Source organism: Pseudomonas sp. GM79 (assembly GCF_000282495.1).
Classification (GTDB): Bacteria; Pseudomonadota; Gammaproteobacteria; order Pseudomonadales; family Pseudomonadaceae; genus Aquipseudomonas.
This window is the reverse complement of the sequence record NZ_AKJE01000076.1, coordinates 1-14,029: the sequence shown is the minus strand read 5'-3', so window position 1 is coordinate 14,029 and position 14,029 is coordinate 1. Positions and strand designations below refer to the sequence as shown.

At 60.1% G+C, this 14,029-nt stretch carries 11 protein-coding genes and 1 pseudogene; 9 read left to right on the top strand and 3 right to left on the bottom strand.

Annotation, left to right across the window (positions count from 1 at the left end):
- The first annotated feature begins 124 nt into the window (after positions 1–124).
- The 6 genes from dadA (at position 125) to PMI36_RS10350 (ending at position 6,255) form a co-directional block, all read left to right on the top strand.
- Positions 125–1,429, top strand: a complete 1,305-nt coding sequence (gene dadA, locus PMI36_RS10325; RefSeq protein ID WP_007894735.1) for a D-amino acid dehydrogenase — start codon at positions 125–127, stop codon at positions 1,427–1,429.
- Entirely contained in the window at positions 1,401–1,754 is a 354-nt protein-coding gene (locus PMI36_RS10330; protein WP_007894740.1) for a RidA family protein, read from the top strand. Before dadA ends, PMI36_RS10330 begins: the two co-directional genes overlap by 29 nt.
- Before the next feature lie 96 nt (positions 1,755–1,850).
- Positions 1,851–2,924, top strand: coding sequence for an alanine racemase (gene alr, locus PMI36_RS10335; protein ID WP_008073361.1), 1,074 nt, complete (start codon positions 1,851–1,853; stop codon positions 2,922–2,924).
- A gap of 129 nt (positions 2,925–3,053) precedes the next feature.
- Positions 3,054–3,602: a cupin domain-containing protein gene (locus tag PMI36_RS10340; RefSeq protein WP_008073360.1), complete on the top strand. Its 549-nt coding sequence runs from the start codon at positions 3,054–3,056 to the stop codon at positions 3,600–3,602.
- 182 nt (positions 3,603–3,784) lie between these two features.
- Entirely contained in the window at positions 3,785–4,198 is a 414-nt protein-coding gene (locus PMI36_RS10345; protein ID WP_032830531.1) for a c-type cytochrome, read from the top strand.
- 134 nt (positions 4,199–4,332) lie between these two features.
- Entirely contained in the window at positions 4,333–6,255 is a 1,923-nt protein-coding gene (locus tag PMI36_RS10350; RefSeq protein ID WP_008073358.1) for an acetyl-CoA hydrolase/transferase C-terminal domain-containing protein, read from the top strand.
- A gap of 129 nt (positions 6,256–6,384) precedes the next feature.
- Here the strand turns inward: PMI36_RS10350 and PMI36_RS10355 are convergent, their stop codons facing one another.
- The gene (locus PMI36_RS10355) at positions 6,385–6,957 is read right to left on the bottom strand and encodes a xanthine phosphoribosyltransferase (RefSeq protein WP_007934646.1); all 573 of its coding nucleotides are present in this window, start codon (positions 6,955–6,957) and stop codon (positions 6,385–6,387) included.
- 69 nt (positions 6,958–7,026) lie between these two features.
- Complete coding sequence (gene rep, locus PMI36_RS10360) at positions 7,027–9,036, bottom strand: DNA helicase Rep (protein ID WP_007894754.1); 2,010 nt, start codon at positions 9,034–9,036, stop codon at positions 7,027–7,029.
- 262 nt (positions 9,037–9,298) lie between these two features.
- On the opposite strand from rep, the gene PMI36_RS10365 reads away from it, so the two are divergent.
- Positions 9,299–10,972 (top strand): putative bifunctional diguanylate cyclase/phosphodiesterase, encoded by a 1,674-nt coding sequence (locus PMI36_RS10365; protein WP_008073357.1) that lies wholly within the window; start codon positions 9,299–9,301, stop codon positions 10,970–10,972.
- Positions 10,973–11,080: 108 nt separating this feature from the next.
- Here PMI36_RS10365 and PMI36_RS10370 read toward each other — a convergent pair whose 3' ends face one another.
- Entirely contained in the window at positions 11,081–12,478 is a 1,398-nt protein-coding gene (locus PMI36_RS10370) for a NorM family multidrug efflux MATE transporter (protein ID WP_008073355.1), read from the bottom strand.
- 157 nt (positions 12,479–12,635) lie between these two features.
- Between PMI36_RS10370 and PMI36_RS10375 the strand changes: the two genes are divergently transcribed.
- Both PMI36_RS10375 and PMI36_RS10380 read left to right on the top strand, forming a co-directional pair.
- Positions 12,636–13,556, top strand: coding sequence for a LysR substrate-binding domain-containing protein (locus PMI36_RS10375; protein WP_007894759.1), 921 nt, complete (start codon positions 12,636–12,638; stop codon positions 13,554–13,556).
- Positions 13,557–13,741: 185 nt separating this feature from the next.
- Positions 13,742–14,029: pseudogene (locus tag PMI36_RS10380) on the top strand (Cache 3/Cache 2 fusion domain-containing protein); the annotation flags it as partial.

Sequence of the window (14,029 nt, the reverse complement as noted above, 5' to 3'; positions counted from 1 at the left end):
CGAGAATTGTCGCCAAATATAGGCACTTATATAGTGAAAAGCACTGGCTAATCTTTTTTAAACTGCCCACATCTTCGGTCTGCACAATAAACGTCAGCGGTAAGCCGCGATGAGGGATATGAAAATGCGCGTTCTGGTCTTGGGTAGCGGCGTCATCGGTACCGCCAGTGCCTATTATCTGGCACGGGCCGGCTTTGAGGTGACGGTGGTTGACCGTCAGCCAGCGGCGGCCATGGAAACCAGTTTCGCCAACGCCGGGCAGGTTTCGCCGGGTTATGCCTCGCCGTGGGCCGCGCCGGGCGTACCGCTCAAAGCCATCAAGTGGTTGTTGCAGCGTCACGCGCCATTGGCGATCAAGGCCACCGCCGACATCGACCAATACCTGTGGATGGCGCAGATGCTGCGCAACTGCACCGCCAGCCGTTACGCGGTGAACAAAGAGCGCATGGTGCGCCTGTCCGAGTACAGCCGCGACTGCCTCGACGAATTGCGCGCCGAAACCGGCATTGCCTACGAAGGCCGCAGCCTCGGCACTACCCAACTGTTCCGCACCCAGGCACAGCTCGATGGCGCCGCCAAAGACATCGCCGTGCTGAAAGAGTCCGGCGTGCCGTTCGAACTGCTCGACCGTGCCGGCATTGCCCGGGTCGAACCGGCCTTGGCCAGTGTCACCGACATCCTCGCTGGTGCCTTGCGCCTGCCGAACGACCAGACCGGCGACTGCCAGATCTTCACCACCCGCCTGGCTGAAATGGCCACGAAACTGGGTGTGGAATTCCGTTTCGGCCAGGACATCCAGCGCCTCGACTTCGCCGGTGATCGCATCAACGGCGTGTGGATCGACGGCAAGCTGGAAACCGCCGACCGCTACGTGCTCGCTCTCGGCAGCTACTCGCCGCAATTGCTCAAGCCGTTGGGCATCCGGGCGCCGGTGTATCCACTCAAGGGTTACTCGCTGACCGTGCCGATCATCAACCCGGCGATGGCCCCGACGTCGACCATTCTCGACGAGACCTATAAGGTCGCGATCACCCGTTTCGACAATCGCATCCGTGTCGGCGGCATGGCGGAAATCGCCGGTTTTGACCTGTCGTTGAACCCGCGTCGGCGCGAAACCCTGGAGATGATCGTCAACGACCTTTATCCTCAGGGCGGCGATCTGGCCCAGGCGAGTTTCTGGACCGGCCTGCGTCCGACCACTCCGGACGGCACCCCGATTGTCGGTGCCACACCGTTCAAAAACCTGTTTCTGAATACGGGCCACGGCACGCTCGGCTGGACCATGGCCTGTGGTTCCGGTCGTTTGCTGGCTGACCTGATGGCGAAGAGAACGCCGCAGATCAGCGCCGAAGGCCTCGATATTTCCCGTTATGGCAACAAACTCAAGGAGTCCGCAAAACATGTCAATCCAGCGCCAGCTCACCAATGAGCGCATGAGCCAGATCGTTGTCCACAACAGTACCGTGTATCTGGCAGGGCAGGTCGGCGATGACATGAGCGCCGGGATTGAACAGCAGACCCGTGAAACCCTCGCCAATATCGAGCGCTTGCTGGATCTGGCCGGGACCGACAAGAACCGCCTGCTGTCGGTGACGATTTACCTGAAAGACATCGATGCGCACTTCGCAGGCATGAATTCGGTGTGGGACCAGTGGCTGCCAAAAGGCGTTGCACCGGCCCGAGCTACCGTTGAATCGAAGTTGTGTGAACCGCAAATCCTGGTCGAGCTGTCGGTTGTTGCCGCGCTGCCATAACGCTCAGCCAGAAAGATCCCTCTCCCGGTGCTGTTGGCGGTTCACGCTGTCAGCCAGCGCCGGTTTTTTTTAATGACCGACTAGAAGTCTGCCGCCATGCGTCCAGCCCGTGCCCTGATCGACCTTCAAGCCCTGCGCCACAACTACCAGCTCGCCCGCGAAGTGACCGGGGCCAAGGCTCTCGCGGTGATCAAGGCCGATGCCTACGGCCATGGCGCGGTACGCTGCGCCCAGGCGCTGGAAGCCGAGGCGGACGGGTTTGCCGTGGCCTGCATCGAAGAAGCGTTGGAGCTGCGCGCCGCCGGCATTCGTGCGCCGGTGTTGTTGCTGGAAGGTTTTTTCGAAGCCGATGAACTGTCGCTGATCGTCGAGCATGACTTCTGGTGCGTGGTGCATTCGTTGTGGCAGCTCGAAGCCATCGAAAAAGCCGCGCTGAGCAAACCGATCACAGTCTGGCTCAAGCTCGACTCCGGCATGCATCGGGTTGGCCTGCACCCGGCGGATTACCAGGCGGCCTATCAACGGCTGCTGGCCAGCGGCAAAGTGGCGAAGATCGTGCTGATGAGTCACTTTGCTCGCGCCGATGAGCTGCATTGCCAGACCAGCGCCGAGCAGGTCGCGGTGTTCGAGGCGGCGCGTCAGGGGTTGTCAGCTGAAATCAGCCTGCGTAATTCGCCGGCGGTGCTCGGTTGGCCGCAGATTCCGAGCGATTGGGTGCGCCCGGGCATCATGCTCTACGGCGCAACGCCTTTCGAAGAGGCCAATGCCGTGGCGTCCCGCCTGCAACCGGTGATGACCCTGGAATCGAAAGTGATTTGCGTGCGTGAACTGCCGGCCGGCGAACCGATTGGTTACGGCGCGAAATTCATCACACCCAAGCCGATGCGCGTGGGCGTGGTGGCGATGGGTTATGCCGACGGCTATCCACGTCAGGCTCCGACCGGTACGCCCGTGATGGTCGCCGGGCAGCGCAGCCAGTTGATTGGCCGCGTGTCGATGGACATGCTCTGCATCGACCTGACCGACGTGCCGCAAGCCGGCCTCGGTTCGACCGTCGAGTTGTGGGGCAAAAACATCCTCGCCAGTGACGTTGCGACGGCCGCGGGCACGATTCCTTACCAGATCTTCTGCAACCTGCGTCGAGTGCCGCTGCTCTATTCCGGGGCCTGACGAAAAACGTTCCCGACCGAAAGTCGCTTCGCCAAACAGGATTCAGGCCCAAGTGTTGTAAATACTGAACGCTGTCGCCATGATAACGCTCAATATTCCTGCAAACCTGAACCCCTGGAGGCTCCAGCATTGGACGTCGGTGAACGACTGCAATCGATCCGTAAGCTCAAAGGTCTTTCCCAGCGTGAGCTCGCCAAACGCGCGGGTGTTACCAACAGCACCATTTCGATGATCGAGAAGAACAGCGTCAGTCCTTCGATCAGTTCGCTGAGGAAGGTTCTGGGCGGGATTCCCATGTCCATGGTCGAGTTCTTTTCCGAAGAAATCCTGCAGGAAATACCGACTCAGATCGTTTACAAAGCCCACGAGCTGATCGATATTTCCGATGGTGCAGTGACCATGAAACTGGTCGGCCGGGCTCATCCGAGCCGGGCTATCGCGTTCCTCAATGAAATCTACCCGCCAGGCGCCGACACCGGTGAGGAGATGCTCACCCATGAGGGCGAGGAGACTGGAATTCTGGTGGAAGGTCGGCTGGAACTGGTGGTCGGACTCGAAACATTTGTGCTCGAAGCCGGCGACAGCTACTACTTTGAAAGTACCAAGCCACACCGTTTCCGTAATCCGTTCGATGCTCCGGCGCGACTAATCAGCGCAGCCACTCCAGCGAATTTCTAAGAGAAGAGGCGTCCTGCCCGGTTTGCGCAGACGCCCCTGCTGTATTTCCTTCTCACGATAAGACCCCTTCGACTTTGGGGTTGTTTCAGTGTGACGGGCTTACCGCTATACTTGCGCCCGCCTGCGAACCGTGGCCGTGGGCGTGACTAGCCACCATTGAGGGTGTACGCGTGAACCTAATTATGAAAATGCTGGCCGCACCAGCAACCGTATTGGCCCTTTGGGCAGTCAGCGCACAAGCTGCGACCAACGACGATATTGCTAAACGTCTTGAACCCGTTGGCCAGGTTTGTGTGCAGGGCAAAGAGTGCAAGGGGATGGAAGTCGCTGCTTCTGCGGGTGGTGGTGATGCCAAGACCCCTGACTCAGTGATTGCAAAACATTGCAACGCATGCCACGGCACCGGCCTGTTGGGCGCGCCGAAAATCGGCGATGCCGCCGCCTGGGGCGAGCGCGCCAAGAAAGAAGGCGGCCTCGACGGCTTGCTGGCGAAAGCAATCTCCGGCATCAATGCGATGCCACCAAAAGGCACTTGCGCCGATTGCTCTGATGGCGATCTCAAGGGCGCCATCCAGAAGATGTCTGGCCTGAAATAAGCCTTCATTTTCAGCGAAAAGCCGCTTACGAGCGGCTTTTTTGTGCATGTGATTTACCCCTGAGACTATGCTTTGCAGCAAAGACCCGGCAAGCTCGGTCCAACCCCAATTCATGGAACGGGCGGGAGGATCAGATGGTGCAGTTGTGTTCTATCGAGCAGGCGGTCGATGACGTTCTGGCGCGGTTGCCGGCGCATATCCACATGGGATTGCCGCTTGGGCTGGGCAAGCCCAATCACTTCGTCAACGCGCTGTATCAACGGATCGTGCAACTGCCCGAGCGGCAACTGACGATTTACACCGCCCTGTGCCTCGGACGCCCGCCATTGGGCGATGGCTTGCAAAAGCGCTTCCTCGAGCCCTTCATCGAGCGGGTGTTTGGCGATTACCCGGAGCTGGATTTCCTCGCCGACCTGCATCGCGACAGCCTGCCGGCCAACATTCACGTCCATCAATTCTTCCTGCAGCCAGGCAGCCTGCTTAACAGCGCACCGGCCCAGCAGGATTACGTCAGCAGCAATTACAGCCACGCGGCCCGGGACATCAATGCCGCTGGCTTGAACCTGGTGGCGCAATTGGTCGCCAGCCACAGCGAGCATCCCGATCGCCTGAGCCTGAGCTGCAACCCGGATATCACCCTCGACTTGTTTCCGATGATCGCCAAGCGTCGGGCAGCGGGGGAGACGATCCTGATGGTGGGCCAGGTGCACAATGATTTGCCATACATGCCCGGCGATGCGGAAATCGGCATCGACACCTTCGACCTGCTGATCGACGCGAAAGACAACACCACGCTGTTTTCCACGCCGAATATGCCGGTGGGTTTCCAGGATTATTTCATCGGGCTGCACGCCAGCACGCTGGTGCGCGACGGCGGCACCTTGCAAATCGGCATCGGTTCCATGGGCGATGCCCTGACGGCAGCGTTGCTGGCGCGGCAGGCTGACAGCGACGGTTACAAGGCGTTACTAGGGGATTTGAATCTCAGCCAGTGGGCGCAGTTGATTGAGCGTGAAGGAGGTATCGAACCTTTCGCCAAGGGCCTTTACGGTTGCAGCGAAATGTTCGTCAACGGCTTGCTGGTATTAGCAGACGCCGGGATCGTGCGGCGCAAGGTCTACCCGGATGTGCCAACCCAGCAGCAAGCGAATGCCGGCACGCTGGACGAGGCCGCGCAGACTGACGGCATCTCGGTGCACGGCGGGTTTTTCCTCGGGCCGCGCAGTTTCTATGAGCGCTTGCGCGAGTTGCCGCAGAGTAAGCGGCTCGAATTCAACATGACCCGCATCAGCTACATCAACGAGCTCTACGGTCAGGAAGAGCTCAAACGCTTGCAGCGTCTCGATGCGCGCTTCATCAACACCGTCTTCACCATGACCTTGCTCGGCGCCGGCGTGGCCGATCAACTTGAAGACGGGCGGGTGCTGAGCGGTGTCGGTGGGCAATACAACTTCGTCGCCCAGGGCCATGCGCTGCAAGGCGCGCGTTCGATCCTGCTGCTGCGCAGTTGGCGCGAGTCGGGCGGTGAAGTCAGTTCGAATATCGTCTGGGAATACGGCCACTGCACGATTCCACGACACCTGCGGGACATCGTCGTCACCGAATACGGCATCGCCGATTTGCGGGGCAAGACCGATGCGGCGGTGATCGAGGCGTTGCTCAACATCAGCGACTCACGCTTCCAGCCGGGGCTGATCGAGCAGGCGCAGAACGTTGGCAAATTGCCGAAGCATTTCCGCCTCGATCCGCGTTTTGCCGACAACAGCCCACAGCGTTTGCAGGCCATTCAGGTGCGGCATTCGAATCTGTTTCCGGAGTATCCGCTGGGCTGCGATTTCACCGCTGAGGAGCGGGACTTATTGCGGGCGCTGAACTGGTTGAAGAGCAAGTTCAAGCTCACGGAGATTCTGGAGCTGGGCAAGGCTGCGCTGGATGCGCCAGCGGCTTCGGAATTTGCGGTGCATCTGGAAAGGATGCAGCTGACGAAACCGGAAGGGCTGAAGGAGGATTTGTTTCAGCGGTTATTGCTGACCGGCCTCAAAGCCACCGCTTTGTAACGGCCAGCGGAGACCAAATGTGGGAGCGGGCTTGCTCGCGAAAGCGGTGTGTCAGTCAAAGTTGATGTCGACTGACACACCGCTTTCGCGAGCAAGCCCGCTCCCACATTGGTTTTGCGGTGTGGCGGCTTATTCGATGAAGGTTACAACGCCATCCTTCAGCGACTGCACCCGCGCCAACGATTCCACACGATAACCCTGAGCATCCAGTTCCGCACGGCCGCCCTGGAACGATTTCTCGATCACAATACCCAAGCCTGCAACGGTCGCGCCGGCCTGTTTGATGATCGAGATCAGCGCTTGCGATGCCTTACCGTTGGCCAAAAAGTCGTCGATGATCAGCACGCGGTCGCTGCTGGTCAGGTGGCGCGGGGAGATCGCCACGGTGCTTTCGGTCTGCTTGGTGAACGAGTAAACGGTCGCCGACAGCAGGTTTTCGGTCAGGGTCAGGGATTGATGCTTGCGCGCAAAAATCACCGGCACGCCCAGATTCAGGCCGGTCATGATTGCCGGGGCAATGCCCGAGGCTTCGATGGTGACGATCTTGGTGATGCCCGAGTCCTTGAACAGCGTGGCGAATTCGTCGCCGATCAGCTTCATCAGGGCCGGGTCGATTTGGTGGTTCAGAAAGGCGTCGACTTTCAGGACCTGGTCGGAAAGCACGATGCCTTCTTCGCGAATTTTCTTGTGCAGTGCTTCCATGAAGCTTTCCTCTACTGACGCCGTGTGCGGCTGGCGTGTAAAAAATGTTCGGTTAAAAAGTAGCCAATTCTAGCGCTTTAACATCGCGCGTATATCCGCCAATGCGGTGTTACCGCGGACGGCTTTGACTTCAACGGGAGTGTCGTCATTGCCTTCCCAGGCCAGGTCGTCCGGCGGCAGTTCATCGAGGAAGCGGCTGGGCGCGCAGTCGATGATCTCGCCGTATTGCTTACGCTTGGCGGCGAAGGTGAACGCCAACGTCTGACGCGCTCGGGTAATCCCGACGTAGGCCAGGCGACGCTCCTCTTCGATGGTGTCGGCTTCGATGCTGGAGCGGTGCGGGAGAATTTCCTCTTCCATGCCCATGATGAACACGTAGGGAAATTCCAGACCCTTGGAGGCGTGCAAGGTCATCATCTGTACGCCTTCGGCGCCGTCTTCCTCTTCCTGCTGACGTTCCAGCATGTCGCGCAGAACGAGTTTGCCGATGGCGTCTTCGACGGTCATCTCGCCTTCTTCGTCTTTCTCCAGGGTGTTCTTCAGCGCCTCGATCAGGAACCAGACGTTACCCATGCGGTAATCGGCGGCCTTGTCGCTGGAGCTGTTGGTGCGCAGCCAGTTCTCGTAGTCGATGTCCATGACCATGCTGCGCAGGGCCGAGATCGGGTCTTCGCCGGCGCACTGTTCGCGGACCTTGTCCATGAAACGCTTGAAGCGTGACAGGCGATCGGTGAAACGCGTGTCCAGATGCTCGCCCAAACCGATTTCGTCGGTGGCAGCGTACATCGAGATTTTTCGCTCGGTGGCGTAGTTGCCCAGCTTCTCCAGCGTGGTCGAACCGATCTCCCGGCGTGGGACGTTGATCACCCGCAGGAAGGCGTTGTCATCGTCCGGGTTCACGATCAGGCGGAAGTAGGCCATCAGGTCTTTCACTTCCTGACGTCCGAAAAAGCTGTTGCCGCCAGACAGGCGATAAGGAATCTGGTGGTGCTGCAGCTTCAGCTCGATCAGCTTGGCCTGGTAGTTACCGCGATACAGGATCGCAAAATCACTATATGGCCGATCCGTGCGCAGGTGCAGGGTCAGCAGTTCCACGGCCACGCGCTCGGCTTCGGCGTCTTCGTTACGGCAGCGGATCACGCGGATTTCGTCGCCGTGGCCCATCTCACTCCACAGCTGTTTTTCGAACTCGTGCGGATTGTTCGAGATCAGCACGTTGGCGCAACGCAGGATGCGGCTGGTGGAGCGGTAATTCTGCTCGAGCATCACCACTTTCAGGGATGGGTAATCATCCTTGAGCAGCATCAGGTTTTCCGGCCGGGCGCCGCGCCAGGCGTAGATCGACTGGTCGTCATCGCCCACAACGGTGAATTGGTTACGCTTGCCGATCAGCAGTTTCACCAGCAAATACTGGCTGGCGTTGGTGTCCTGGTATTCGTCCACCAGCAGGTAGCGAACCTTGTTCTGCCATTTTTCCAGGATGTCGTCGTGTTCCTGGAACAGTTTTACCGGCAGCAGGATCAGGTCGTCGAAGTCCACCGCGTTGAACGCCTTGAGCGTGCGCTGGTAGTGGGTGTAGACGATGGCGGCGGTCTGTTCCTTGGGATTGCGCGCGTTTTCCAGGGCTTCGGGCGGCAGGATCAGGTCGTTTTTCCACGAGCCGATCATGTTCTTGATCTCGTCGACGCCGTCGTCGCCCGAGTATTCCTTCTGCATGATGTCGGTCATCAGGGCTTTGACATCGGTCTCGTCGAAGATCGAGAAACCCGGCTTATAGCCCAGCCGCACGTGTTCCTTGCGGATGATGTTCAGGCCCAGGTTATGGAAGGTGCAGACCGTCAGACCGCGGCCTTCGCCGCCCTTGAGCAGGGTGCCGACCCGTTCCTTCATCTCCCGCGCGGCCTTGTTGGTAAAGGTCATGGCGACAATGTACTGGGCGCGGATGCCGCAACTCTGGATCAGATGCGCAATTTTGCGGGTGATCACGCTGGTCTTGCCGGAGCCTGCACCGGCGAGCACCAAAAGAGGGCCGCCGACGTAGCTCACGGCTTCTTGCTGCCGGGGATTGAGTCGGGACATACGAAATCAGGGAGTCATTAGCGAAATGGGCCGGCATTTTAACAGGCTCAGCGAATTGTGCTGCTCTCTCCGACTTGTGACGTAACACGCGATCTCTATTTGCCGGTTTTGATACTTTCACGCAGGATGCGTAGTGAATTTGCGTCTAATGTTCGTATTCAAGACGCAAAAGCCGTGTTTGATAACCGATGTCATTTGGTCATTGGTTACCCGCGCGGCATAATGCCCGCCGCCTACATCTTTGCAGAGTCTAGGAGCTAGCTTGTCTACGCCTGTCGAACCCTTGCGTTTGCTGTTACTGGCCGAAGAGCCAGCGTGGGCAGCGTTGTTGCGCGAGTGTCTGGCTCCGATGGGGAGTTCGGCTGTGCTGCTCAGCGCGCCGAGCTGGGAGTCGGTCAGCAACCTGTTCGATGACAACCGCAGCGCGGTGTTGTTGACGATTCCTGCTCTGCAGCCGGCACCCGGCCGTTGCAACCTGCCGACGGTGTTGCTGCTCGAACACGAGCCGCTGGCGCCGCCCGACGGTGTGAGCGACTGGCTGGTGCGCAATCTGCTGGATCCCGGCATGTTGCGCCGTTGCCTGCGCCACGTGCGTGAACGCGGCGTGCTGGAAAACACGTTGCAGCGCCTGGCCGAGCAGGATCCGTTGACCGGTATCGCCAACCGTCAGGGTTTCCAGACCTTGCTGGCGGCGCGCCTGGCCGACAACGAAGGTCGAGGCCTGGCCCTCGGTCACCTCGATCTCGACAACTTTCGACACGCCAACGACGCGCTCGGCCATCAGGCTGGCGATCGGCTGATCCTGCAAGTGGTCTCGCGGCTGAAAAGCCAACTGGAGGCCAGCGATCAACTGGCGCGGCTGGGTAGCGATGAATTTGCCCTGCTGATCGACACCCGCCGCGCCCCTCAGCGCGCCGAATGGATGGCCGAACGCATTACCGAAGCGCTGTCCGAACCCTATTGGATCGACGGCGAAAGCCTGTTGATCGGTTCCAGCCTCGGCATCGCTCACGCACGAGCGCAGGCCGGTGCCGACCCGTTGATGTGGCACGCGCACATTGCCATGCAACAGGCCAAGAGCACTCAGGGCTGCACCTTTCACATCTTCAACGAACGGATCAATCGCAATGCCCGCAGCATCGCCGACCTCGAAAGCGAGCTGCGCCGGGCCTTGCGCCGCGATGAGCTGGAGCTGCATTACCAGCCACGCCTGAACCTTGAGGACGGTCAGATCGTCGGCCTCGAAGCGTTGGTTCGCTGGCGTCATGGCGAACGCGGCTTGCTGCCCCCCAGCGAATTCGTGCCGCTGGCCGAGCAAAGCGGCTTGATCGTGCCGCTGGGTTACTGGGTGATTTCCCGGGCCTTGCGGGACATGCAGGCGTTGCGCGAACGAGGTCTGCCAGCGCTGCACATGGCGATCAACCTGTCGTTCCGGCAGTTTCAGGACAGCCAATTGCTGACGACCCTGAGCCGGCTGATTGCCGAGCGAGGCGTCGAGGCGCAATGGCTGGAATTCGAACTGACCGAAACCGCGGTGATGCGTCGCAGCGATCTGGTCAAGCAGACCATGGACGCCCTCGGGCGTTTGGGCGTGCGCTTCTCGCTGGACGATTTCGGCACCGGGTTCTCTTCGTTCGTGCACCTCAACAGCCTGCCGATTGCGTTGTTGAAGGTCGACAAGAGCTTTGTCGGTGGCATGGAAGAGCGGGAAGAGAATCGCAAACTGGTCCACGCGATGATCAACCTGGCGCACAACCTCAACCTTGAAGTGGTCGCCGAAGGCGTGGAAACGCCGGAACAACTGGATTTGTTGCGCGGCTTTGGTTGCGATCAGGTGCAGGGGTATCTGATCAGCAAGCCATTGCCGTTGGCGGAACTGGTTGAGTACCTGACGTTCGGCAGCAGTCAGCAGCCCGCACTGGAAGTCGTGGTTTAAACACGGACAAATGTGGGAGCGGGCTTGCTCGCGAAAGCGGTGTATCAGTAAACGTAGATGTCGACTGACACACCGCCTTCGCAAGCAAGCCCGCTCCCACAGGGGATCTCAATCTGGCTGGGCGATTTGGAAACTCGCCCCTGACGACGGCTCCCGCCGAATCATCCGCTTCATCTTCCACTCAAACGCTAGCGTCAGGCTCACCGCCGCACACGCCAGCCCCAGCGCCAGACCCCACCAGACCCCCGTTGGCCCCCAATTCAAATGGAAGGCCATCCACCAGGCGGCCGGTGCGCCAATCAGCCAATAGCACCCCAAACCCACCAGGAACGTGGTCTTGGCATCCTTGAGCCCGCGGATGCAGCCCATGGCGATGGTTTGTGTGCCGTCAAACAGCTCGAACCATGCCGCCACCGCCAACAGGCTCACGGCCAGGTTGATGACTTCGCGGAACGCCGGGTCGTTGTGGTCCAGGAACAAGCCGATCAATTGATGCGGCAGCAGCCAGAAGACCATCGCAAAACCGAGCATTGCCGCCGCACCAAAGGCGATCCCGACCCGTCCGGCCTGCCGCGCATCAAGCAATTGCCCGGCACCGTAATGCTGGCCGATGCGCATGGTGATCGCGTAGGAAAGCCCCGCCGGAATCATGAACGCCACCGAAACGATTTGCAGGGCGATCTGGTGCGCCGCCAGTTGCGTACTGCCCATGGTGCCCATGCACAGCGCGGCGAAGGCGAATAGACCGACTTCCACCGCATAGGTGCCGCCAATCGGCAGGCCCAGGCGCCACAGTTCCTTTAAGTACTGACGGTTGGGCCGCGACAGACCCTGGCGCAATGGATACGCGTCGTAGGCCGGATGCCGACGAATGTGCAGCGCGAGCGCCAGTGCCATGAGGTTGGCAACGATCGCCGTGACCAGGCCGATGCCCACCAGGCCCATTTTCGGCAGGCCGAACATGCCGGTGATCAACGCATAGTTGAGCAGGAAGTTGGCCACGGTGCCGGCGAGGCTGATGACCATCACCGGTGTCGCCCGGCCGATGGCGCTGGTGAAACCACGCAGCGCCATGAAGCTCAGGTAGCCAGGCAGGGCGAACGGCAGGATCAACAGAAACTGGCCGGCAGCCTGGACGTTGGTTTCAGTCTGGCCGAACAGCAGCAACACCGGTTTGAGGTTCCACAGCAGCAAACCCGCCACCAGCGCCATCAACCAGGCCAGCCACAACCCGGCCTGGGTCAGCCGCGCCGCGCCGATGATGTCGCCCGCGCCCTGACGAATCGCCACCAGGGTGCCGACCGCCGCGATCACACCGATGCAGAAGATCGACACGAACGAATACGTCGCCGCGCCCAGGCCTCCGCCGGCCAGTGCTTCGGGGCTCAGGCGCGCCATCATCAACGTGTCGGTGAGGACCATCAACATGTGCGCCAACTGCGAGGCAATCAACGGCCCCGCCAGCCGCAGGATGGCCCAGAGTTCACTACGCGCTGGATGCTGCATGGTCATCACGCTCGATTGTCAGAGAGAACAGGAAGCGTCGATTCTCGGCGCTCTGCGGGGTTTGCACAAAGGGATAAAAAGGATGGGTGGCATGATTAAAACTCATGCTGGGGAGTTTCTGATAAGTTGGTGCAATCGCGCTATAGGAGCTTTCCTGATGTCTCGTCGTCTTCCTCCCTTGTATGCCCTTCGAGCATTCGAAGCGGCGGCGCGGCATAGCTCGTTTACCCGCGCGGCCGAAGAACTGTCGATCACGCAAAGTGCGGTCAGTCGGCACATTCGCACGCTCGAAGAGCATTTTGCCTGTCGGCTGTTTCATCGCAGTGGGCGCAACCTGCAACTGACCGAATCGGCGCGGCTGATCCTGCCCGGCATACGTGAAGGCTTCACCGCCCTCGAGCGGGCCTGCAATACCTTGCGTGCCGAGGACGACATTCTGCGCATGAAAGCCCCATCGACCCTGACCATGCGCTGGCTGTTGGCGCGGCTCAGCCGTTTTCGACACTTGCGCCCGGGCAACGAAGTGCAACTGACCAGCGCCTGGATGGATATCGATACGGTGGACTTCAACCATGAGCCCTTCGACTGCGCCGTCATCCTCAGCAACGGGCATTTTCCACCGGACTGGGAGGCGACTTTCCTGTTCCCCGAAGAGCTGATTCCGGTGGGCGCGCCGAATCTTCTGAAGGATCAACCATGGGACGTTGCGCGCCTGGCCAGTACCGAACTGCTGCACCCGACGCCGGACCGCCGTGACTGGCGCAACTGGCTGGAGCGCATGGGGCTGACCGATCAAGTCTCGCTCAAGGGTGGGCAGGTGTTCGACACGCTGGAGTTGGGCATGATTGCCGCCGCCCGAGGTTACGGCGTGTCCATGGGCGATTTGCTGATGGTGGCGGAGGATGTCGCACAGGGACGTCTGAGTCTGCCGTGGCCGACGGCCGTCGCCAGTGGTGAGAATTATTACCTGGTCTGGCCGAAAACCCGCCCCGGCGGCGAACGTTTGCGTCGCCTCAGCGATTTCCTGCAAGGCGAGGTCCGGGCCATGGAATTACCGGATGTCGAACGTCTGGGCTGAATCGATAGAGCCGCCGCAAATGGCGGCCTTGAGCCATATCCCCGTTAATTACTCAAGTATTCAGTGTTGCCGCCGAAAATCTGCTGATGGGACCTTGGTGCAGGTTCCGTGTTTTCCCCACAATCAGAAATTTTGCCGAGTGTGCGATGGATCAGAATGATCCGGCCACTGGGTCAGGAGCTGTCATGTCTCAACCTCGTGCTCGGATTGCCTCACAGCTGGGTCTTGCGCTTGCCGTGATTCTGGCGATTGTCATCAGCGGCAGTACCGTGTTCGCCCTGCGCTCGCTGGACACCGCGAACCTCGCCACCCGCGAAGAGCATCTGGCCAGTGAGGCCCGCTTGCTTGCCGATCAGTTGAGCACCTTTCACGGCACCTTGCGTGAAAGCACCCAGCGCCTGGCCGGCCTGTTCGAGCAGCGATTCAGTACTGGCCTGAGTGTGCATCCGGACGAGCCGGTAGCCGTGGCGGGG

Bases quoted from the DNA above. Each gene is read 5' to 3' on its own strand.
- PMI36_RS10330 (WP_007894740.1), top strand. From the start codon at position 1,401: ATGTCAATCCAGCGCCAGCTCACCAATGAGCGCATGAGCCAGATCGTT.
- PMI36_RS10370 (WP_008073355.1), bottom strand. From the start codon at position 12,478: ATGCAGCATCCAGCGCGTAGTGAACTCTGGGCCATCCTGCGGCTGGCG.
- PMI36_RS10350 (WP_008073358.1), top strand. From the start codon at position 4,333: ATGGTGCAGTTGTGTTCTATCGAGCAGGCGGTCGATGACGTTCTGGCG.
- dadA (WP_007894735.1), top strand. From the start codon at position 125: ATGCGCGTTCTGGTCTTGGGTAGCGGCGTCATCGGTACCGCCAGTGCC.
- PMI36_RS10345 (WP_032830531.1), top strand. From the start codon at position 3,785: ATGAAAATGCTGGCCGCACCAGCAACCGTATTGGCCCTTTGGGCAGTC.
- PMI36_RS10355 (WP_007934646.1), bottom strand. From the start codon at position 6,957: ATGGAAGCACTGCACAAGAAAATTCGCGAAGAAGGCATCGTGCTTTCC.
- rep (WP_007894754.1), bottom strand. From the start codon at position 9,036: ATGTCCCGACTCAATCCCCGGCAGCAAGAAGCCGTGAGCTACGTCGGC.
- PMI36_RS10375 (WP_007894759.1), top strand. From the start codon at position 12,636: ATGTCTCGTCGTCTTCCTCCCTTGTATGCCCTTCGAGCATTCGAAGCG.
- alr (WP_008073361.1), top strand. From the start codon at position 1,851: ATGCGTCCAGCCCGTGCCCTGATCGACCTTCAAGCCCTGCGCCACAAC.